This window comes from Mesorhizobium sp. WSM4850, assembly GCF_055811735.1.
The window spans coordinates 12,668-33,449 of the sequence record NZ_JBVVPV010000039.1 but is presented as its reverse complement, the minus strand read 5'-3'; the positions used below and the strand labels follow the sequence as shown (position 1 = coordinate 33,449).

The window sequence follows — 20,782 nt, the reverse complement described above, 5'->3', positions numbered from 1 at the left end:
CGCTTTGCCAGCGTCATGGATGAACTCACGTCCCATGCCAGCCTGCTTAGCAAAATGTGCTGGAACTATGGCCTGTCTTCCGATGCACTTTGTCAACAGAACCTAGTGGTGAAAGTCTGACGCTTGGTGCCGGTGGATGGCAAGAACCGACCCAAACGAGCCATTCCGGCAGGTAAGCTCGAATGTCTTGAATGTGGTAGAATACGAAATTGGTCAACCGTCGCCGCATCAGCCATCAATGAACGCGCGGAAAGTAGCGATTTGCTGAGTACTGGTGAGGTCAGTTTCTTATCGGAACAACCAATACTATGATCCGCCGGGGCCAGGCCAACAATGGACCGCAAGCTTGCCGCAATTCTAGCCGCAGATGTAGTGGGCTATTCGACTCTAATGGAGCGCGATGAGGCGGGCACTTTCGAGCGCCTTCGTGCCGGACGCAAGGATCTGTTTGAGCCCGAGATTGCCCGCCATCACGGCCAGATTTTCAAGCTTATGGGCGACGGGATGCTCGCCGAGTTTGGCAGCGTGGTGGATGCCGTGGAATGCGCCGTCTCGCTGCAGCGCGGGCTGGCGGAACGGAACGCCGCCGTTCCCGAGGACCAGCGGATCCGGGTCAGGATCGGGATCAATCTTGGCGAGGTGATCGTCGAGGGCGAGGACCGGTATGGCGAGGGCGTCAATGTCGCTGCCAGGCTCCAGCAGCTGGCCGACCCAGGCGGCATCTGTGTCTCGGCAAAGGTCGCCAGGGAGGTTGAGAGGAAGTTGGCGTTCGGCTTCGAGCCGATGGGCGAGCAGAAGGTGAAGAATATCGCCGAACCGGTGCAGGCCTTCCGCGTCATCCTTGAGGGACAAGCCCCACGCCAACCAGCGCGGTCATCGCCTCCGCGCTGGGTTTGGGCAGGAGCAGCGGTGCTCGCCCTTATTGTGGTTTTGGCCGGGACGACCTGGCGGTTCTGGCCGTCGGCGACAGTGAGCGACATGCCGAGGATTGCGGTCCTTCCCTTCGATGACATGAGTGCCGGCGCGGATCAGGGATATCTCAGCGACGCCGTCGCCGAGGGGATCATCACCGAGCTTTCGCGGAGCAAGACTTACGCCGTCATCGCCCGCAACTCGAGTTTCAGGTACCGCGACAAGCCCACCGACGCCAGGCAGATCGGAGATGAACTCGGCGTCGACTACCTGCTCGAAGGCAGCCAGCAGAAGATCGGAGACCGGCTGCAAGTGACCGCCCAGTTGCTGAATGCGCATGACGGATCGCATCTGTGGGCTAACACCTACAACCGCGAGATCGGTGATCTGTTCGTCGTCCAGGAGGAGATCATCCGCACGCTTGCGGATCGGGTCGGGCGCAGGATCCAGCGCCCCCTGCCAAAGAGCGACGCCGCGCAGGTCAGCGCGCTCCACTATCACCTGATGGCGATTGCCGAGATGCGCAGCAGTGCTTTCACGGCCGCGGGGAACCAACTGGTGCGGCAACTGAGCCTCAAGGCGATCGAAGCGGATCCAAACGCCCAGTTCGGCTATATCGGGCTGGCCTGGTCCTATCGCCATGATGTGACATTCGGGTGGCACGAGAAGGAACATAACCGGGACGAGGCCTTGAAGCGTGGCGCCGAGTACGCCGACAAGGCAATCCTGCTCGCTCCGGACGATGCCGAGGCACATCATATCCGCGCCCGCATCCATACTGAAGCTGGAGAGATCGAGCAGGCCCTGGCACAGTTCGATCAGGCAATTGCGCTGAATCCCAGCAATTCAAGCATCCTTCACGGCAGTACGGACCCGCTGCTGTATGTTGGCCGCATCGACGAAGCGATCGATCGGATCGAGCAGGCCAAGGGCATCGATCCTTTTCACTCTGATTTGCTCCACTGGCAGATGAGCTGGGCGCTCTGGGAAAAGAACGATTGCCAGGCTGCGCTGGCGGCGATGCGGAAAATGTCTAGAATCCCGACAGGCGCACACCGAATGCTTGCGGGGATCCACGCTTGTCTGGGAAACGAGCGGGAGGCAAGGGAAGCGCTTGCGGTTTTCCTCAAAGACTCTCCCGGCCAATCCATCAGTAAAGAACGCAGGAAGTGGGAGAAGATATGGACCGCCCCCGGAAGCCTCGAACGCTGGATCAAGGACATGCGGTTCGCGGGCTTGCCGGAGGAGTGACGGCTGTCCGTGCGCTAGGCTCTCACCGGAACTTCTGGAATGGTCGGTTAGCGACTGAGTGCCAATGTCGGAAATTGGCGCTTCCTGTCAGTTCAGATCGATGACGGCAACGTGAACTTTCCACCCTGAGCTGCCCTACGCGTCGGGTAGCAAGCGTCAGGCTTTCACCACCAGGGTCCGCCTCCGGCGCTTACCGCCGCGATGCGACCGCGGTGATCGGCGCGATCGTTGGCGAATGGATCCGGTCCGACAAGGTCTTGGCGACGATCGTCGACGCGACCTTCAACTATTGGTCCGACCGGCTCGACGTCGCTATCGTGCTCTCATCGCTGTTGTCGTTCGGGTTCTTCATGACTGTCGTCGCCGCCGAGCGATGGTCCGTTCGATATTTTTGACCGGTTGGCTACCGGGGATGGCCGCTTGGCGTCGCGCAGCGGACTTTGCTGTATCGCGCAGGCGAGGGCTGGCCTTCCCTGCGTCGGCCTGTAGTATGACAGTGCTTGCAGGGGAGGAGCTCGAGCGTGGGGTTGGGTCGGAATTTCCGCCGTTGGGGGACGTTGGCCTTCATCGCCGTCATGGTGCTTTCGCCGCAGGCGGCGTCGGCCGACAGCCTTACGCCCGACCGGATCACTGCCGCCCTGTCGAAGCTCGAACTGCTCGCCGAAGGTGTCGTCGCGGACGGTGCCGTACCTGGTCTCGCCATCGGCGTCGTGCATGACGACAGGGTGGTCTTTCTCAGAGGGTTCGGGCGTCGCGAGGCCGGCAAGCCGGAGACCGTCGACGCCGACACGGTGTTCCAGATCGCCTCCCTCTCCAAGCCAGTCTCGGCAACGATAGTGGCGGCGCTGGTCAGCGAGGGCATCGTATCCTGGGATGCGAAAATCGTCGATCTCGATCCCGCCTTCCGGCTCGCCGAGCCCTATCCGACCAGTGAACTCACGGTCCGCGACCTGTTTTCGCACCGCAGCGGGCTTCCCGGCACCGCCGGAGACGATCTTGAGGACATTGGCTACGATCGCGCGGAGATCCTGCGTCGTCTGCGCTTCGTGTCGCCATCGTCGAGCTTTCGCGCCGGCTACTCCTACAGCAATTTCGGACTGACCGAGGGTGCCACCGCGGCCGCGAAGCCGACAGGCAAATCGTGGGAGGAGGTCGCCGAGGAGAAGCTCTACCGGCCGCTTGGAATGACCTCGACCAGCTCCCGTCATGCGGACTTCATCAAGCAGGCCAATCGCGCCGCGCTCCACGTCAAGATCGACGGCGTCTGGGCCGCGAAGGTAAAGCGCGATCCGGATGCGCAGGCGCCCGCGGGCGGCGTCAGCTCCACGGCGCGCGATCTCTCGCAATGGGTGCGCCTCGTGCTCGGCAACGGGGTCTATGGCGGCGAGACGCTCATTAAGGCAGATGCACTGGACCAGACGCATGTTCCGCTGATGGCGCGCGGCAGGAACCCCGTCTCAGGCGGCACGTCCTTCTACGGCCTCGGCTGGAATGTCGAATTCGGCCGGCACGGCCTGAGCTGGGGCCATGCCGGCGCCTTCAGCGTCGGCGCCCGTACCCTGGTGACAGTTTTTCCTGAGGAGAAGCTTGGCATCGTCATCGTCGCCAACGCCTTTTCGACAGGGGTGCCGGAGGGGCTGTCCGACAGTTTCGCCGATCTCGTCTTCGACGGAACGGTCGAGAAGGATTGGATCAAGGCATGGAACGATACCTATGCGGGTCTGTTCGGCCCGGCAATCGCGGCGGCCAAGGCCACCTATGCCGCGCCACCGTCTCCGGCAAGTCCGGCCCGGCCAGCCAGCGCCTATGCAGGCCGTTACTCCAACGACTTCATCGGCGATGCGGTCGTGTCGACTGCGGGAGACACTCTTGTGCTCAAGGTCGGGCCGGCCGGCGCCCGGTCATATTCGTTGAAGGATTTCGACGGCGACCTCTTCCTGACCTTCCCGGACGCCGAGACGCCGGACAGGCCATCGGGCGTGGGCTTTGTCGTCGGCCCCGACGGCAAGGCGTCGGCCATGACCATAGAGTTTCTCGACGACAATCATCTCGGCACACTGCAGCGCGTCGGAGATTAGAGTTCCTCTGCGCCTTCGTCATCCTGGGGCGGAGCAAGGAGCGAAGCGACGCGGCGCAGACCCTGGGATCCATTCCGTTACATAAGCCGAAGAATGCTGCGGCTCAGAATAAAAGCGCTCTGTAGCGATCTTTCGCGCCCCCTCGCGCTGTTCCTCCGCGATCAAAGGTTCTGCACCGCAGCAGCGCTCCGAGGTAAGATGGTGCCAACTATCCTCCCGCCAGTCTCGGCAGCAGGAATATCTCAGCGCCCTGCGGCAATTCCTTCGACCAGGTGTCGCGATAGATAACCCCGTCTATGGCGACTGCGATGCCGCGGTCGATGTAGGGCTCGAAGCCGGGATACTGCTCAGCCAGCTTCCTGAACAGCTCCCGAATATCCTTCGCCTCGATCTCGACCTTGCTCTTGCCTCCGGCGATTGCGCCGAGCGATCCCCAGAGCGTTACTTCGACCATCGGCCTCCCCGTTCCGCCTCGATCGCCGCGAGAATCCGCGGCGGCGACATCGGGATATGCGTCATCCGCACGCCCGCGGCGTTCGACACCGCATTGGCGATCGCCGCCAGCGGCGGCACGATCGAGGTTTCGCCGACGCCCCGCACCCCGTAAGGGTGGTTGGGATTGGGGATCTCGAGGATCTGCGTGTCGATCATCGGCAGGTCGGAGCAGACCGGGATGCGGTAGTCGAGAAAGCCGGGGTTCTGCAGCCGCCCGTCCTTGCCGTAGACGTACTCTTCGTTGAGCGCCCAGCCGATGCCTTGCGCGGCACCCCCCTGGTACTGCCCCTCGACATAGGTCGGGTGCACCGCCTTGCCGGCATCCTGCACGACCGTGTAGCGCAGCACCCTCGTGGCGCCGGTCTCCGGATCGACCTCGATATCGCAGATATGGGTGGCGAAGGAGACGCCGGCGCCGTCGGCGACGAGCTCGCTGTGGCCGGCGATCGGCCCGCCGGTCTTTCCTGACCCGGCCGCGATCTCCTTCAGAGACAGCGCCGCAAGGTTGCCGTACTTCTCGCCTTTGGCGATGGCGTGGCCGTTTTCCCAGAGCACGTCGTCGACGGGAACATCCCACATCTGCGCGGCGCGTTCCCGCAGGATCTTGATGGCGTTGCGGGCGGCCGAGATCGTCGCCATCGAGGAGGAGAAGGTACCGCGGCTGCCGTCCGTCATGTCGTTGTAGCCGAGGCTGGAGGTGTCGGCGACCACCGCCTTGATCTGCTCATAGGCGATGCCGAGTTCCTCCGCCGCCACCAGCGACAGCGACGCGCGGGAACCACCCACATCGACCGTGCCGACGGCAAGCGAGACCGAGCCGTCCATGCCGATGTTGAGGTCGGTGCAGGTCTGGCCGCCGAAGTTGAACCAGAAGCCGCAAGCCATGCCGCGGCCCTGGTTCTTACCCAGCGGCGCCTGCATGTGCGGATGGTTCTTCGCCGCCTCCAGCGTCGGGCCGATGCCGATCGGGCCGTAAACCGGGCCGTAGGACGATCGGGTGCCTTCCTGGGCGGCGTTCCTGATCCGGAACTCGACCGGATCCATGCCGATCTCCTTGGCCAGCTCGTCGACGGCACTTTCCACTGCAAACGCCGCCATCGGCGCCGATGGCGCGCGATAGGCCGCCGTCTTTGGCCGGTTGACCAGCACTTCGTAGCCGACCGTCCTGACGTTAGCGAGATTGTAGCAGGCGAACGCGGTCATGGCGCCGAGCTCGGCCCACATGCCGGCATAGGGGCCGCAGGAATAGCGCAGCGTCGCCTCGGCCGCGGTGATCGTGCCGTCCTTGCGGGCGCCGATCCTGACGTCGATCGAGGTGGCACTGGTCGGCCCGGAGGCGCGGAACACCTCGTCGCGCGTCATTACCAGCTTGACCGGCCGGCCGGCCTTGCGCGAGAGCGCCAGCGCCACCGGCTCGGCCCAGACGTGTGTCTTGCCGCCGAAACCGCCGCCGATTTCCGACGAGGTGACGCGCAGCTTGGAGGCTTCCATGCCAAGCAGCTGAGCGCAGTGCTGGCGGTAGACGAAATGGCCTTGCGTGCAGACCCAGAGGTCGGCGGTGCCGTCGGAACTGACGCTCGCCACGCAGGCATGCGGCTCGATATAGCCCTGGTGCGTCTGCTCGGTCTTGAAGGAGCGTTCGACGACGTAATCGGCCTGGCCAAATCCCTCATGGATGTCGCCATGGCCGTACTGGCTGCGTTTGGTGACGTTGGACGGCTTGACGGGCTTTTGCTCAAGGCCCTCGGTGAAGATGGTGTCGTCGAGCACGGGCGCCGAGTGCTTCATCGCCTCGTCGACATCGGTCACATGCGGCAGCACTTCATAGTCGACCTCGATCAGCTTCAGCGCCTGCCTTGCCGTGCGGGCGTCGACCGCGGCGACCGCGGCCACCGCATGGCCGTCATAGAGCGCCTTCTTGCGCGCCATGCAGTTGTCGAGGATGTCGTACATGGCGGCATCGCCGTCGGTGAGGTCGGGCAGGTCGGCCGCGGTGATCACCGCCTTCACGCCGTTGAGCTTCTCCGCCTTCGAGGTGTCGATCTTCCTGATCGTGGCGTGCGCGTGAGGGCTTCTCAGGACACGCCCGACCAACTGGCCGGCCATGTTGAAATCCGCGCCATAGCGCGCGCGGCCCGTTACCTTGTCGACGCCGTCGGGGCGGATGGGACGCGTGCCGACGGAGGCGAAATTGCGTCCGGAATAGCGCGGATCGAAGTTCATCGTCAGGCTCCCTTCATCACGCTTGCGGCGTCCTGAACGGCGCGCACGATCTTGTCATAGCCGGTGCAGCGGCAGAGGTTCCCGGCCAGGCCGAAGCGGATTTCCTCCTCGGTCGGGTCGGGGTTCTTGGCCAACAGGTCTTTCGCCGCGATCAGGAAACCCGGCGTGCAGACGCCGCATTGCAGCGCTGCGTGCTCGAGGAACTTCTGCTGCAGCGGGTGCAGGCTGTCGCCATGCGCCATGCCCTCGATGGTCTCGACGCGCCGGCCTTCGGCCTCCGCGCCAAGCACCAGGCACGAGCACACCAGCCGGTCGTCGAGGATGATGCTGCAGGCGCCGCAGTCGCCAGTGCCGCAGCCTTCCTTGGCGCCGGTCAGCCCGAGGCGGTCGCGCAGCACGTCGAGCAGCGTCTCGTCCGGCTGGCAAAGGTACTCGACATTGTCGCCGTTGATTGTCGTTGAAACTGCTACACCAGCCATCACTTGCCTCCTGCACGCGCATAGGCGGTCGTGGCGGCCCGCCTGGCCAGCACACCCGCAACTTTTCTTCTGAACTCGACGGTGCCCCGCTTGTCGTCGATGGGGCGGCAGGCCCCCGAGCAGACCTTGGCGAGCCGCTCAAGTGCTGCTTCGTCCAGCTTCCTGCCGATGAGGGCCTCGGCCGCCTCTTCCACCAGCAGCACCGTCGGTGCCGCTGCGCCCAGCGCGACGCGGGCCGATTTGACGACGCCTTGCTCATCGAGCGTCAGGTTCACCCCGGCGCTGACCACGGCGATGTCCATCTCCGTGCGTGGAATGAAACGCAGATAGGCATCGCCGGAGCGCGGCGCCCGCCTGTCGAGCAGGATCGCCTCGATGATTTCTCCCTTGGCGAGCGACGTCTTGCCAGGCCCGGTGGGGACTGCCTCCACCGCGACCGTGCGCCTGCCTCCTGGCCCGACAATCGATGCCCTGGCGCCGGCGGCCACCAGCGCCGGCACGCTGTCGGCGGCCGGCGAGGCGTTGCAAAGATTGCCGACGATCGTGCAGCGTCCCTGCACCTGTTTGGAGCCGATCAGCTTGGCCGCTTCGACGACGCCCGGCCATTCCCTGTTCAAGGCCGCGCTCTCTCCCATCAGGGCGCAGGGGACCGCGGCACCGATGCTGAAGCCCTCCGCCGTTTCCCCGATCTCGCCCAGTCCGTCGATCGACTTGATGTCGACGATAAGGTCGGGCTCGATAAAGCCGCCTTTCATTCTCACCAGGAGGTCGCTGCCTCCGGCGAGAATGGCGGCGGTGCCGGGCGAGCCGGCCAACTGGCCAACGGCATCTTCCATTGAAAGCGGACGTATGTAGCGCATCGTCTCCCCTTGATCATCGCAATTCTGTCGGCCTGTTATAGAGCCTTGGATTGGAATGGTCATCCGGTTCTGCATGAGCAGCGATTAGGCCAGGCCGCGGCGGGGCGACGGGCCTCTTGCCGGCGCGTTCTCAACTCAGGGCGCCGGGTTGAACTGGAGCAATTTGAAACAATCGCCGCTTCCCGACTTCAACTGCGTCAGGAAGCGTTTCGACCGATCGATCCATTCCTGGTGCGACCTGGCTTCGGCCTCGATCTCGTCGACCGGTCCAAGCTTGACGAAGCTGCGCCCCTTGCTGAAAAGCCAGCACGCACGGCCGAGAAGTCTCCGGCTGCGCTGGCGCAAGAGGTCAGTATCATAAAAGATGTCGAGCACCTCCTGCTTGATCTTTGCCTCCTTTTCAGGATTTGCAATCGCAACCGCGATTGGCTCGCCGCCGATCGCATCCTGCAGGTCCTTGTAGTCGAGGGCGAGCTGAGTGGTGGCATATTTGATCTCGCTCTCATCCTGGACGATGTTGAACCACAGCATGGGATCGAGTTCGTTGACGACGAACGATGCTTCGAAATCGCGCGACAGGTTCAGGATCTCGAACGCTTGAACTTCAACGTCGCGCTCAACCAAAAGGATCTCGGCGACCTGCTTGCCGAGTTCCGCCCCATGCGCGCTGATCGCGGCGTTGGTCCCGCCGAGTTCCGGACTGGTATAGGGTCCGCCATGATCCAGCAGCGCATCGAATTCGCTGAGGTATTCGACGACGGCAGCCCCGCGAGCAATGCGCGCGGCCAGTTTGGCAAGAACCAGCTGGAGCTCCGTTTCGCGTTTGCGCTGGTCCTGATAATTCTGCTGAAAAAAGAAGATGAACAGAGAAACGCCAATTCCGATCAGGATGACGCCGAGCTGGGAAAAGATGTTGCGGTAATATTCCAGCAACTTTTCACGATGGCGCATGTCGTGGCGCACGCTGTGCGCCACACGAGCATTGACGATCAGCGAAAGGATCAGCAGCCCGGCACCGACCAGGATGAGGCCGCCGATGAGGAAATAGCCTTGCCCTGAACTGAAATCCATTCTCTTGCCGCGTCCCTGAAGCCCCGGACCGCGCAGACTAATCCCATTCCGTTTCAACGCCTATGGGCGACCCCCAAAGCGCGCGCTCGCCTAATACTTTAGTTGTAATCTGCCGAGTGTTTGATATCGTCACGGCGGGAGGAATTCAGATGGCCGTGGAGTGCAAATCCGCGCCCTATATGGGCGTCTTTTCAACCATTGAACTGGATCTCTTGAGGGGTGTGGTTCGGGAAATTTTGCGGTCCGGCGAAGCGGAGCTCGACAACGAGGACGCCGAAATGATCGCGCGCGTGGTCATCGCAACCTACAAGGACGGCGCCTCGGGTCGCGAGGAATTGGTTGAAGCCGCCCGGATTGCCGCCAGGCGCTGCGCTCTCGACCATTTTTACGATCGAGCGGTCGGCTTGTTCGCATAGGATTTCGCATCTGCAGGCCGGCCGGCAGCGACGCTTTCAGGCTTAGGACCACATCTTCTGTGCAAATGCTCTACGCAGAAAGGCCCAGCCTGAACTTGTCCGTATCTTTCATCCTGCCTCGCCTCGCAGCCAGGTGGTTCGTCAGCCGATTTTCTTCGATCGGTTGTGACAGGAAAAACCCCTGAGCGCTGTGACAACGCTCGGCGATCAGGAAATCGAGCTGCGCTTCGTTTTCCACCCCCTCTGCCAGAACGGTCAAGCCAAGGGAATTGGCCAGTGCTATAATGCCTCGAACGACGTTCTGTTTTTTCTTCGACGCTTCCAGACCGCTCAAGAACGATCGGTCGATCTTCAGCCGATCGAGGTTGAAATCGGCAAGGTAGCCGAAACTTGAATAGCCGGATCCAAAATCGTCGAGTGCCAGACCGACGCCGATATTTCGAATTTCCGTCAGCATGTTCAAGGCGTTTCGGCTGTTCTGGATAAGCACCCCCTCGGTTATTTCCAGTTGCAGGCGCGACGGCGGCAGTCCTGTTTGTTGCAGCACCAGAACAAGGTGGGCGAAGTACGCATCGTTCTGAAGGCTTTTGCCCGAAAGATTGACCGAGCAAACGAGATCATCGGCAGATAGTGGCGCCCATCGAGCTGCCTGCAGGCAAGCCTTGCTCAGCACAACCTTGTCGACTTCAAGTATCAGGTCGCTTCGTTCGGCAATTGGAATGAATGACATCGGCAGACGAATCGCTCCCGAAGCGGGGTCGCGCCAGCGCACCAGCGCCTCGGCGCCGATCATGCGGCCGGTTGCCAGCTCGAACTGCGGTTGCCAAACCAGAAAGAACTCGTCGCAGTTAAGCGCACGCTTGATCCCGGCCTCTTCGCCGAGCTGCATATCGAACTGATTGAGGATTGCAGGCGAGAACGTCACGAAGCCAGAACGTCCTTCCGCTTTGGCGACATAAAGAGCGCTGTCTGCGTTGCGCAACAGGGTGGAAATATCCGAACCATGTTCGGGGAAACACGCCATGCCGATACTGGCTCCCATCCGCACGTGGTGGCCCGCGAGTTCGGCAAACCGGTTCAATTGCTCGCGAAGCCGATCGCCGAGCGCATCGGCTGCCGCGTGCCGGTCCCCGATCGCCATGACGGCAAACTCGTCGCCGCCCAGACGGATGGCGACAACTTCGTCGGGCCGTTCGACCGATTGCAGGATTTCGGCGACGGCTTTCAGCAGGAGATCACCGATGTGATGACCGAACGTATCGTTCACGCTCTTGAAATGATCCAAATCTATCAGGAAAAGGCGGAGCTGCTTGCCGGCCAGCCTTGCCCGGTCCAGCATCACGTCCCTGTTGGCTGACATCCAGGCACGGTTCTTCAGTTCCGTCGTCGCGTCGCGCCAGGCCAGAAACTCCAGTTTCCTTATCGTTTCCCGACGGCCGATAAGCAATACGGCAGTTCCGATCGCCAGCAGCGACAAGACCGCCAGAGCGAATGCAATCTGGTAGTTGAATTTCTTCAGGCTTTTTTCCGCCGAATAGAGATCCACGTTGATCTCATCTCCATATTTGTAATATTCGTCGTTCATCCTCGCTACGAGATGCTCGAGCTCCAACCCCATTTCCTTCAAAATCTTTTCGTCGAGAGGCAGCCCGGCCGCAATCATGGCATCAAGCCGTGTCACCGCGTCAACGATACGCGGAACGATACTTGCGTAGGCGGGAATCTCGCTTGCCGTCCCGGTGCCGTCGATCCGCTTGAAGCGGATGTAGACCAGGTCGTTCGCCGCTGATAACTGCTCAAGGCTGTCTGCAGAGCCGGGGGCGGCCTTGGCGAGCGATGTCATGTCCTTGAGGTGAGTTACATCGCGTATTGCAATATGGAACTCGCGGATGGCGAAAAAGCCGAACCGCGGCAGCGAATATTCGATCTTGCTGAGGCTGAGAAACAGTACGGTGATCAGGACCGCAGAGCTGGCTGCTGCAGCCGCGATGGCGGTCCCGTAGGTGACGGGAACGCGCCAGCCTTCAAAGCGTGCCATTCGAGCCACGCCGGAGCTCGATCAGCCGCCAGGCTCGAGCGTCTTGATCAGCCAGACCCACCGTGGTTTGTGGACTGGCGTGTCGAAGGCCGGGTGGTCGTTGAGCGGATAGACCAGCCGGGTCGGACCTTGCGTGCGCCGGGTCAGCAATTTTCCATTCTGGCGGGTGGCAAGCAGGAGAGGACCTTCCGTCCAATCCTGGCGCGGAATTATCTGCACATATTCGTCCACCGCCCGCAGAACAACGGAATCCTCGCCTTCCAATCCAACGAGCTTGAGCACGTCGCGGAACAGGACGCCTTCAAATGTCAGCTGCCCTTTTTCAAATGGACTTGCGGTGGTGACCCGGTAGAGACCGAGCTTTTCCAGCTGTCGCAACGTGACTGGGACCGACTTGCCGTTGTTCTGAACATTGAAGGCCACAGTGTCTGGCGATTCCGCGAGATCAACGGGCTCCAACGCCCCGGCCGGCAAGATGCAAAAGGCCAGGACTGCCAGCATGATCAGACTGCGCTTGAGCGATGAACGTCCGGTGTTGAGCAAGGATGACATGCGCAATCCTTTTCTTCTCGATGGGCCAGCACCCAGCCGTCGCCTGACTTTCATTCGGGCGGGTTCAACATTGCCATGAATGTCTGATTTTTCCGTTAGCCCTGTTCGGCCAACGAACGGTTGATTGGCGCGCAGCGGCGACCTGCCGATCTCCGCTCGTGGCGGAGATGGCCGGCATGAAGGATCGCGGCCTCATTCCAGCTTGGGTTCCTCGCCCCCACGAAGTGGTCCATTGTTGTGGGGCGAGATGCCTGCCAGGGCAGAGGGGGTTGAAGGATCGCCGGCCTTCGAGCTCACGTCTTCTCGCCGGTCGGCCTGATGAAATGGCCGAGCAAATCCATCGGCACCGGAAACACCACCGTCGACGAGCGTTCACCGGCGATGTCATGGAGCGCCTCGAAATAGCGCAGCTGCATGGCCTGCGGGGTCTCGGACAGCATCTTGCCGGCCTCGACGAGTTTTGCCGCCGCCTGCTGTTCGCCGTCGGCATTGATCACTTTCGCACGCCGCAGCCGTTCGGCCTCGGCCTGCTTGGCGATGGCGCGGACCATGTTCTCGTTGAGGTCGACATGCTTGATCTCGACATCGGAGACCTTGATGCCCCAGGCATCGGTCCGCTGATCGAGGATCTCCTGGATATCGCTGTTGAGCTTGTCGCGTTCGGCCAGCATTTCATCGAGTTCATGCTTGCCGAGCACCGAGCGCAACGTGGTCTGTGCGAGCTGGTTGGTGGCGGTCATGAAGTCCTCGACCTGGATCACCGCCCGCTCGGCGTCGACGATACGAAAATACAGCACTGCGTTGACCTTCACCGAGACGTTGTCGCGCGAGATCACGTCCTGCGGCGGCACGTCCTGGACCACCACTCGCAGGTCGACCTTCACCATCTGCTGCACGAAAGGGATGAGGATGATCAGGCCGGGCCCCTTGACCCCGGTGAAGCGGCCGAGCGTGAAGACCACACCGCGCTGATATTCCCTCAGGATGCGAATGGCCGCGGACAGGAACATGACCACGACGAGCGCTGCCACCAGATAGGCCACATATCCGAGCATCATTGCCTTGCTCCATCGCTTCGCACATTGCGGCGCCGTATCGTCAGCACGAGACCCCTGACATCAGCCACCTCGACGCTGTCGCCCACCGCAATGGGTTCGTCGGCTTTCGCCCGCCAGCGCTCACCCCGGGCCAGCACGTGTCCCTCGCTGCCCTGCCAGTCGAGGACCTTGGCCGGCAGCCCTTGCATGGCCTGGGCGCCAACACGCGGAACGTTCTTGCGGGCCGCCCACAGACAGCTGCCGGTCAGCAGCGCCAGGCCGAGCGTCAGGATGGCGGCGGTGCCGATGACGGCCCACGACATCTCGAAGCCGGGACCTTCGATCCTGAGCAGCATGGCAGCGCCCAGCAGAAACGCAGCCACGCCTCCCAGCCCAAGCACCACTGTGGGATTAAAGACCTCGACGACGAGGAAGATGATGCCAAGCAGCATCAGGGCAAGGCCGGCATAGCTGATCGGCAGGAGATTGAGCGCATAGAGCCCGAGCAGCAGGCAGATCGTGCCGATCACGCCTGGCGCGACCGCGCCCGGGCTGGTGAACTCGAAGACGAGGCCATAAACGCCGATCAGCATCAGGATGACGGCGATGTTCGGGTCGGTGATGACGGCGAGAAGCCGGATGAGCCAGCCAGGCTCGAGCGTTTCAACCGGCAGCCTTTTGGTCGCCAGCACCTTTTTCCTGCCGGCGATCTCGACCGTCCGGCCGTCGGCCAGCTGAAGCAGTTCGGTCGTGTCGCGGGCGACAAAGTCGATCACATTTTCCTGCAGTGCCGCGCTGGCCGACAGGCTGGCCGCCTCGCGCACCGCCTTTTCACCCCAATCGGCATTGCGCCCGCGCAGTTCGGCCAGGCTGCGGATCAAGGCAACCGCGTCGTTCGTCGCCTTGGCGATCATCGCATTGCCCGCCGGTGGATTCTTCGGGTCCTTGCCGGCTTCCGGGCCATTGTTCTTGTCGTCGCCGGGAAAGGATGGCATCGGCCCGCCCATCTCGATGGGCGTTGCCGCGCCCAGATTGGTGCCGGGCGCCATCGCCGCCACATGGGTTGCGTAGAGGATGTAGGTTCCGGCGCTCGCCGCATGCCCCCCGGCGGGCGCGACATAGCCGATGACGGGAACCGGGGAGGCGAGGATGTCGGCGATGATCTCACGCATGCTGGTGACCAACCCGCCCGGCGTGTTCATCTGCAGGATGAAAACCTCGGCGTTCCGTTCTGCGGCCACCGCCAGCGCTTCCTCGAACTGCATGGCGCTCGCCGGACCGATGGCGCCGTCTATCTCGATGCGCAGCGCAGTCCTCCCTTGGCCGTTTGCTTCTCCTGTTGCTGCGGAAGAAGAACAAACAGCCACAGCGGCTACAAAAGCCGCGGCAATCAGGGCTACACGCGCGAGTTTCACGCTCAAAGCTCCCTATCAGGGATATGGGCTCGATTTTGCCAAAATCCATGCTGCGTCGCGGCGGTGAAGCTGATCCATGGCAACCTTGCGTTGTGCCTAAACCGGTTGGCAGGAAACGGGTGGTTTGTGTGCGCTGCTTCACCCATCTGATGGCAGAAGCCGATGAAGCCAGAGGAGCAGAGCTATGACCATGCACACGGTTCCAGCAGCAGCGGTCCGATCGGCGGAAGCGCGCGTCGCCGGATATGACTGGCAGGCACTGGCCGAGGAGATGAGCTTCTATGGCTGCGCGGTGATGGAAAAGCTGCTGACACCAGAAGAATGCCGGGAGATCGCCGGGCTGTATCCCGACGAAAGCCATTTCCGCAGCCATGTCCACATGGCGCGGCACGGCTTCGGCAAGGGCGAGTACCGCTATTTCCGCTATCCCTTGCCCGAGCTGATCGGCGGCTTGCGCACCGCGCTCTATCCGCGCCTTGCCGCCGTCGCCAACGACTGGAACGAACGCATGGGCGTCGCGCAGCGCTACCCGGACGAACACGCCGCGTTCCTCAAGCAATGCCACGAGCAGGGCCAGACGCGGCCGACGCCGCTCCTGCTGCAATATGGTCCCGGCGACTTCAACTGCCTGCATCAGGATCTCTACGGCGAGCTTGCGTTCCCGCTGCAGGTGGCAATCCTGCTGTCCGAACCGGATAAGGATTTCACCGGCGGCGAGTTCGTGCTGACCGAACAGCGCCCGCGCATGCAGAGCCGCGCCGAGGTGGTGCCGCTGCGCCAGGGCGACGCAGTCGCCTTCGCGGTCCACAATCGTCCGGTCCAGGGCAGCAAAGGCAGCTACCGCGTCAATCTCAGGCACGGCGTCAGCCGGATTCGCTCCGGCCTGCGCCATACCGTCGGCATTATCTTCCACGACGCGAAATAGGGCTGTCCCTGCGTGGAGGCGACCAGCAACTTCGTGCCAAGGGGATCAGTTGTCGGAGTCGGCGCCGCCCCTCATCGCCCTGCCGGGCACTTCTCCCCGTGTGACGGGGAGAAGGGACTGGTCGCACCGTGGCGGATATTCTGCAACGCTGGTGATTGGCGAAACCATCGATGAGAGCGCCCCTCTCCCCGTCACTATACGGGGAGAGGGTGCCGGCAGGCAGGTGAGGGGCAGCGCAAAGCTGAAGCGATTGGCTGCCGAACAATTCTTCAGGCAACCGCGGCAATCGCGGAAAAATAAAAAATCTCACCCGCAAAGATCTTTGTCATCCGATCGTTAACCAAGGTTCATACGGTGAGCGATGTTGTTTCTCTGACGGCGTTCGTTCGCCGGGCGGATGACTGTCGATATCTGCCAAGACTGAAAAGTAGCTATTTGTTCGCGCGTCGGGGGTCGCCATGATGTTTCCAGCAAGCTTTGCATCACTGCGGCGCAAATCGGCGAAGATAAGCGGCGCCATCGCGCTTGCTGTTGGCTTGATGGTCGGGGCCGCTGCGCAGGCTGAGCCTATCCGCGGCGCCGGATCGACACTGGCCGCCCCGATCATCGGCAAATGGGCAACGGCCTACGAGAGCGCCCGCGCCGACGGCGGGGACTATGTCTCGCCCGACTGGAAGGTCGACTACGAAATCGTTGGCTCGCTCGCCGGCGTTCTGCGTCTCGACCAGCCGGACATCGACTTTGCCGCGACGGATGCGCCGATCAATGCCGCCGAACTTGGGAAAGCTGGCCGCCAGCAGTTTCCGATCGTGATGGGCGCCATCGCCGTCGTCGTCAATCTCGACGGCATCGGCCCGGGAAGCCTTCGCCTGACGGGGCCGGTGCTGGCCGACATCTATCTGGGCAAGATCCAGTCATGGTCCGATCCCGCGATCAAGGCGGTGAATCCGGACCTGACGCTGCCCGATCTCAGGATCAGCGTTGTTCACCGCAAGGATGGCTCCGGCTCGACCTTTGTCTTCACCGAATACCTGTCGGCGGTCAGCGGGGAGTGGAAGGCCAAATACGGCGCCAATACACTGATCTCGTGGCCGCTCGGCACTGACGCGGAAGGCACACAGAACCTTATTCAAACCGTGCACGACACGAAGGGCGCGATCGCCTATGCCGAATCCGGCCAGGCCCAGCGCGCCAACCTTGCCTATGCGCTGATCGAGAACAAATCCGGCAAGTTCGTCAAGCCGGAGCCGGAGGGCGTGCAGGCTGCCGCGACATCGATCGACTGGGCGCAAACGACCGACTTCTTCGCTTCGCTGACCGATCGTAACGGCGATGCCGCCTATCCGATCAGCACGGCGGTGTTCGCGGTCGTTCAGGTCTCGGGCCGTTCGGAACATCGCTATCGCCGCGTGCACGACCTTTTCCGGCTCGCCTTCGCGCACGGCGCGGATGACGCCGCCGCGCTCGGCTACGTGCCGCTGCCGAAGGCGCTGGTCGCCCGGATCGAGCAATACTGGGCAGGGCAGGAGCCCGTCGGAAACTGAGCGGAACAACCAGGCTGCTGCTTGGCGCAGCGCCTGAACTGAACGTCATATCGCGCCGTGATGGCGGCTTGTTGGGGACTGCGTGACATGGACATCGATATCTTCAAGGACATCCTCGTGCCGGTGATCGGCGGGTTGGGCATCTTCATGCTCGGCCTCGACTTCATGGCCAACGGCATCCAGGCGCTGTCGGTCAACCGGATGCGCGCCTTTCTCGCCAGGGCCGCCGGAACGCCGATCAAGGGCGTGCTGGCGGGAACGCTGATCACCGGCGTCATCCAGTCGTCGACGGCGATGAGCGTCATGGTCGTCGGCCTGGTCAATGCCGGCGTCATCGCGCTTCGACCGGCGATCAGCGTGATCATGGGCGCCAATATCGGCACCACGCTCGGCAACGGGCTCATCGCCCTGCCGCTCGGTCCGCTCGGACTGATCCTGGCCGGCGTGTTCTCGCTGATTTACTGCTTTGCCAAAAGCGAGAAGGTCAAGAACATAGCGCTTGCCGGCATGGGCTTCGCGCTGATCTTTTATGGCCTCAACCTGATGACCGGCGGCCTGCGCCCGCTGCGCAATCTGCCCGAAGTCATGGCACTGCTGCAAACACTGACGGCCGACTCCTATCTCAACCTGCTCAAATGCGTGTTCATCGCCGCCGGCGTGACCGCCATGATCCATTCGTCCTCGGCGACGATCGGCATTGTCATGGGCCTTGGCGCTGCCGGCATTCTCGACTGGACGACGGCCGTCGCCTTCTCGCTCGGCGCCGATCTCGGCACCACGATCACCTCGTGGATGGCTTCGCTCAATCTTTCGAAAAACGCCAAGCGCACCGCTTACGCCCACATCTCCTTCAACATCATCGGCGTGTGCATCACCATCCCGCTGTTCTTCGTCTCCATGCAGGTCCTGGAATGGGCCATGCAGTTCTTCGGCGGCGATCCCGCCATTCCGGTGATCGTCGACGGCAAGGAGACCTTTCCCCTGGTGCCGGTCGCGGTCGGCCTCTACTCGACCTTCTTCAACGTCTTCAACACGTTGTTGCTGTTTCCGTTCATCGGGGTGTTCGAGCGGGTCCTGTCGCGTGTCGGTCACACCGATGCCGAGGACACGGAAGATTTCTCGACGCCGCGATTCCTCGACCGCAAGCTAGCCGGCGATTTCGCCAAGGCCGTTCCCGCTGTCCAGCAGGAGACGGCCCGCCATCTGCAAGCCGGCGCCATGTTCCTCGACATCGCCCGCTCGTCGAAGAAGGCGCCGTCGGATCCGGGCGAGCACTACCTCGCAACCGATATCCTCAGCCGCGACATCCGCGCCTACACCGCCGAATTGATGAAGGAAGACCTGCCCTACGACCAGCTCGACCTGATCGCCAGCCTGATCGAGGAAGCCGACTTCACCGCCGCCCTGACGGAATCGATGCATCAGGTGGCGCGCCGCGTCAGGCGCGAGAAGTTCAGCGGTCCGGCGCAGGCCATCGTCGACGTCGGGCTGAGCAAGCTCGATGCCTCGCTGCGACAGATCTTGCCGACTTACGGCATCTCCGACCCGAAGGTGCCGGCCGGACATGTCAATCTGCCGGAGGTCGAGGAACTGCGTGCCCGCACGCTGGCGCTCGGACCCAATGCGGGCGCCGCCGAACGCGGCACGATCCTGGCCCTGCTCGGGTCGATCGAACGCGCGGAAATCCTGATCCAGCGCATCGATGCCGAGCGCAAATCGGTCAACCGGCAAAGCGTGCTCGCCCGGGCGTCGGCACGCAAGGAAACCAGGCCGCACGCGATGGGCGATCCCGGCCTCAGCCCGGTCCCGGCCGAGTAGCGGGGCGGGACATAGCGCGTTCGCATTAGAGGCGACGAATTATCGAAGTCGGCGCCGCCCCTCATCGCCCTGCCGGGCACTTCTCCCCGTATAGTGACGGGGAGAAGTGGCTGGCGGCGACCTAGGTGAATATTCTGCAACGCTGGTGATTGGCGAAACCGGCGAAGAGAGTGCCCTCTCCCCGTCACTATACGGGGAGAGGATGCCGGCAGGCAGGTGAGGGGCCGTGCCAACCTGAAGCGATGGGCTTGCCGTTCCGCTTTGCCGGGTCGCTTCGGCGCCTTCGCTCAGCATTGAAACAGCGCCAGTTCTTCGGCCGTGAGGTGGCGGGCCTTGCCCTTGGCGAGGTCGCCGAGCCGCAAGCGGCCGATCGCCACCCGCACCAGGCGAAGCACGTCGACGCCATGCGCGCCGAGCAGCCGGCGGATGTGGCGGTTGCGGCCCTCGTCGAGGGTGACTTCCAGCCAGGCGGTGCTGGCGCCGCTGCGCAGGATGTCGATCGACCGCGCCGTCAAATCTTCGCCATCGACCGTGGCGCCGGCGCGCAACCGCGCCAGCAGGGCCGCGTCGGGCAGGGCGCCGATCTGCACATGATAGACCTTGGCGACGTGCGAGGCGGGGTCGAGCAGGCGCTGGGCGAAACGGGTGTCATTGGTCATCAAAAGCAGGCCTTCGCTGGCCTTGTCGAGGCGGCCGACCGGCGACACGAAAGGCAGGTCGAGTTCTGCCAGGCAGTCGTAGACGGTGCCGCGGTCCTGCGGGTCGTCGCGGGTGGTGACCAGGCCGCGCGGTTTGTTGATCATCAGGTAGACCTTGCGCTCGGCGACGACGCGGCTGCCGTCGACCTCGATGCGATCGCGGCCGGGATCGACGCGCAGCGAGCCGTTGCGCACGATTTTGCCGGCGACCCGGACGCGCCCTTCGGCGACCAGAATTTCCGCCTGCTTGCGCGAGCACAGCCCAAGCTTTGACAGCGCACGGCAAAGGCTGACGCTGGGGGAACTGACGCCTGGGTTGGGCCGGCCGGCGTTCGGCCGTGGCGCCATGGTTTTGCGTGATCGTTCCGGCAAGTCAGGTCTTTCCCGCCAGCCCATCTCCAGCCCTGGCAAAAGCGTTTCCACGCCCTAACAGAAAGCCACCCGTGTGGGTATCCTCGTATACGAGTATCCGGAAGTGTGAGCTAGGGCGCCTTCGTTGCGACCGAGCGCCTCGGACATTCTGGCAAGGTCAGCGGGACAGAGGGGCGCCGTAGAGCGCCAACATCGCGAGCCTCGCACGCCGCTTCGCTGGCCTCCGACGTGGTGCCTGGCTGATCGCCGGGGGCGCCACGATCTTCAGTTTGCCCTGGGCTCGTCCTCGACAACGAAAGATGCGGCAATCAGGTCGTCGGCATCGATCCGCAGGGAGCCTTCACCTGCTCCCATGACAGCGGCTACCTTCTGAAAAATTTTCATCTCGTGCTCGGTAATCCGGGCGCTCCGCATCCTGGCTTTGAGATCAGCGATGCGCAGCCCCAATGTGTGGGACGTTCCAATTTCACGGTTCGACATGACAACATGCTCCTCCCCGACCCATGCCTTTTGCCTCCCCACCGGTATTCGCCCGTCGCCTATCATGTTTGCCCAAAAAATAAGGCATCGCGAATACAGCGCCCCGAACGCTGGTGCG

The 20,782-nt window shown here is 62.8% G+C and carries 18 protein-coding genes; 7 read left to right on the top strand and 11 right to left on the bottom strand.

Going from position 1 to position 20,782, the window contains the following annotated elements:
* Window positions 1–333 precede the first annotated feature (333 nt).
* The 3 genes from AC0L2Z_RS27305 (at window position 334) to AC0L2Z_RS27295 (ending at window position 4,241) form a co-directional block, all read left to right on the top strand.
* Window positions 334–2,163 carry an adenylate/guanylate cyclase domain-containing protein gene (locus AC0L2Z_RS27305; RefSeq protein WP_473629797.1) on the top strand — a complete coding sequence of 610 codons (1,830 nt, stop codon included), beginning with the start codon at window positions 334–336 and terminating at the stop codon, window positions 2,161–2,163.
* Between the two features lie 212 nt (window positions 2,164–2,375).
* The gene (locus tag AC0L2Z_RS27300) at window positions 2,376–2,558 is read left to right on the top strand and encodes a hypothetical protein (protein WP_023799106.1); all 183 of its coding nucleotides are present in this window, start codon (window positions 2,376–2,378) and stop codon (window positions 2,556–2,558) included.
* 126 nt (window positions 2,559–2,684) lie between these two features.
* Window positions 2,685–4,241: a serine hydrolase gene (locus AC0L2Z_RS27295; RefSeq protein ID WP_473629796.1), complete on the top strand. Its 1,557-nt coding sequence runs from the start codon at window positions 2,685–2,687 to the stop codon at window positions 4,239–4,241.
* A gap of 208 nt (window positions 4,242–4,449) precedes the next feature.
* Here the strand turns inward: AC0L2Z_RS27295 and AC0L2Z_RS27290 are convergent, their stop codons facing one another.
* The 5 genes from AC0L2Z_RS27290 to AC0L2Z_RS27270 all read right to left on the bottom strand — a co-directional run bounded on the left by AC0L2Z_RS27290 (window position 4,450) and on the right by AC0L2Z_RS27270 (window position 9,369).
* Window positions 4,450–4,695 (bottom strand): MoaD/ThiS family protein, encoded by a 246-nt coding sequence (locus tag AC0L2Z_RS27290; protein WP_023799104.1) that lies wholly within the window; start codon window positions 4,693–4,695, stop codon window positions 4,450–4,452.
* Window positions 4,683–6,959, bottom strand: a complete 2,277-nt coding sequence (locus AC0L2Z_RS27285) for a xanthine dehydrogenase family protein molybdopterin-binding subunit (protein WP_287230053.1) — start codon at window positions 6,957–6,959, stop codon at window positions 4,683–4,685. Before AC0L2Z_RS27285 ends, AC0L2Z_RS27290 begins: the two co-directional genes overlap by 13 nt.
* A gap of 2 nt (window positions 6,960–6,961) precedes the next feature.
* Complete coding sequence (locus tag AC0L2Z_RS27280; RefSeq protein WP_023799102.1) at window positions 6,962–7,438, bottom strand: (2Fe-2S)-binding protein; 477 nt, start codon at window positions 7,436–7,438, stop codon at window positions 6,962–6,964.
* The gene (locus AC0L2Z_RS27275; RefSeq protein ID WP_287240750.1) at window positions 7,438–8,298 is read right to left on the bottom strand and encodes an FAD binding domain-containing protein; all 861 of its coding nucleotides are present in this window, start codon (window positions 8,296–8,298) and stop codon (window positions 7,438–7,440) included. The genes AC0L2Z_RS27280 and AC0L2Z_RS27275 overlap by 1 nt, the downstream gene beginning before the upstream one ends.
* Window positions 8,299–8,433: 135 nt before the next feature.
* Window positions 8,434–9,369, bottom strand: coding sequence for a hypothetical protein (locus tag AC0L2Z_RS27270; RefSeq protein ID WP_473629795.1), 936 nt, complete (start codon window positions 9,367–9,369; stop codon window positions 8,434–8,436).
* 149 nt (window positions 9,370–9,518) lie between these two features.
* Between AC0L2Z_RS27270 and AC0L2Z_RS27265 the strand changes: the two genes are divergently transcribed.
* Window positions 9,519–9,785: a hypothetical protein gene (locus AC0L2Z_RS27265; RefSeq protein WP_091598752.1), complete on the top strand. Its 267-nt coding sequence runs from the start codon at window positions 9,519–9,521 to the stop codon at window positions 9,783–9,785.
* Between the two features lie 70 nt (window positions 9,786–9,855).
* On the opposite strand, the gene AC0L2Z_RS27260 is transcribed toward AC0L2Z_RS27265, so the two are convergent.
* From AC0L2Z_RS27260 to AC0L2Z_RS27245, 4 genes are all read right to left on the bottom strand, one after another.
* Window positions 9,856–11,823 (bottom strand): putative bifunctional diguanylate cyclase/phosphodiesterase, encoded by a 1,968-nt coding sequence (locus AC0L2Z_RS27260; RefSeq protein ID WP_473629794.1) that lies wholly within the window; start codon window positions 11,821–11,823, stop codon window positions 9,856–9,858.
* A gap of 21 nt (window positions 11,824–11,844) precedes the next feature.
* Window positions 11,845–12,375: a putative pterin-binding protein gene (locus AC0L2Z_RS27255; RefSeq protein WP_473629793.1), complete on the bottom strand. Its 531-nt coding sequence runs from the start codon at window positions 12,373–12,375 to the stop codon at window positions 11,845–11,847.
* Window positions 12,376–12,668: 293 nt separating this feature from the next.
* Window positions 12,669–13,433, bottom strand: coding sequence for a slipin family protein (locus AC0L2Z_RS27250; RefSeq protein ID WP_023799095.1), 765 nt, complete (start codon window positions 13,431–13,433; stop codon window positions 12,669–12,671).
* On the bottom strand, window positions 13,430–14,827 hold the full coding sequence (locus AC0L2Z_RS27245; protein WP_473629792.1) for an NfeD family protein: 1,398 nt from the start codon (window positions 14,825–14,827) through the stop codon (window positions 13,430–13,432). The genes AC0L2Z_RS27250 and AC0L2Z_RS27245 overlap by 4 nt, the downstream gene beginning before the upstream one ends.
* A gap of 184 nt (window positions 14,828–15,011) precedes the next feature.
* Between AC0L2Z_RS27245 and AC0L2Z_RS27240 the strand changes: the two genes are divergently transcribed.
* The 3 genes from AC0L2Z_RS27240 to AC0L2Z_RS27230 all read left to right on the top strand — a co-directional run bounded on the left by AC0L2Z_RS27240 (window position 15,012) and on the right by AC0L2Z_RS27230 (window position 19,114).
* Window positions 15,012–15,752, top strand: a complete 741-nt coding sequence (locus tag AC0L2Z_RS27240) for a 2OG-Fe(II) oxygenase (RefSeq protein ID WP_473524574.1) — start codon at window positions 15,012–15,014, stop codon at window positions 15,750–15,752.
* Between the two features lie 458 nt (window positions 15,753–16,210).
* On the top strand, window positions 16,211–17,296 hold the full coding sequence (gene pstS / locus AC0L2Z_RS27235) for a phosphate ABC transporter substrate-binding protein PstS (RefSeq protein WP_473629791.1): 1,086 nt from the start codon (window positions 16,211–16,213) through the stop codon (window positions 17,294–17,296).
* A gap of 87 nt (window positions 17,297–17,383) precedes the next feature.
* Window positions 17,384–19,114: a Na/Pi cotransporter family protein gene (locus AC0L2Z_RS27230; RefSeq protein WP_473629790.1), complete on the top strand. Its 1,731-nt coding sequence runs from the start codon at window positions 17,384–17,386 to the stop codon at window positions 19,112–19,114.
* Window positions 19,115–19,401: 287 nt separating this feature from the next.
* On the opposite strand, the gene AC0L2Z_RS27225 is transcribed toward AC0L2Z_RS27230, so the two are convergent.
* Both AC0L2Z_RS27225 and AC0L2Z_RS27220 read right to left on the bottom strand, forming a co-directional pair.
* The gene (locus tag AC0L2Z_RS27225; RefSeq protein ID WP_473629818.1) at window positions 19,402–20,160 is read right to left on the bottom strand and encodes a pseudouridine synthase; all 759 of its coding nucleotides are present in this window, start codon (window positions 20,158–20,160) and stop codon (window positions 19,402–19,404) included.
* Window positions 20,161–20,448: 288 nt separating this feature from the next.
* The gene (locus AC0L2Z_RS27220) at window positions 20,449–20,664 is read right to left on the bottom strand and encodes a hypothetical protein (protein WP_023799088.1); all 216 of its coding nucleotides are present in this window, start codon (window positions 20,662–20,664) and stop codon (window positions 20,449–20,451) included.
* Between the last annotated feature and the right edge of the window lie 118 nt (window positions 20,665–20,782).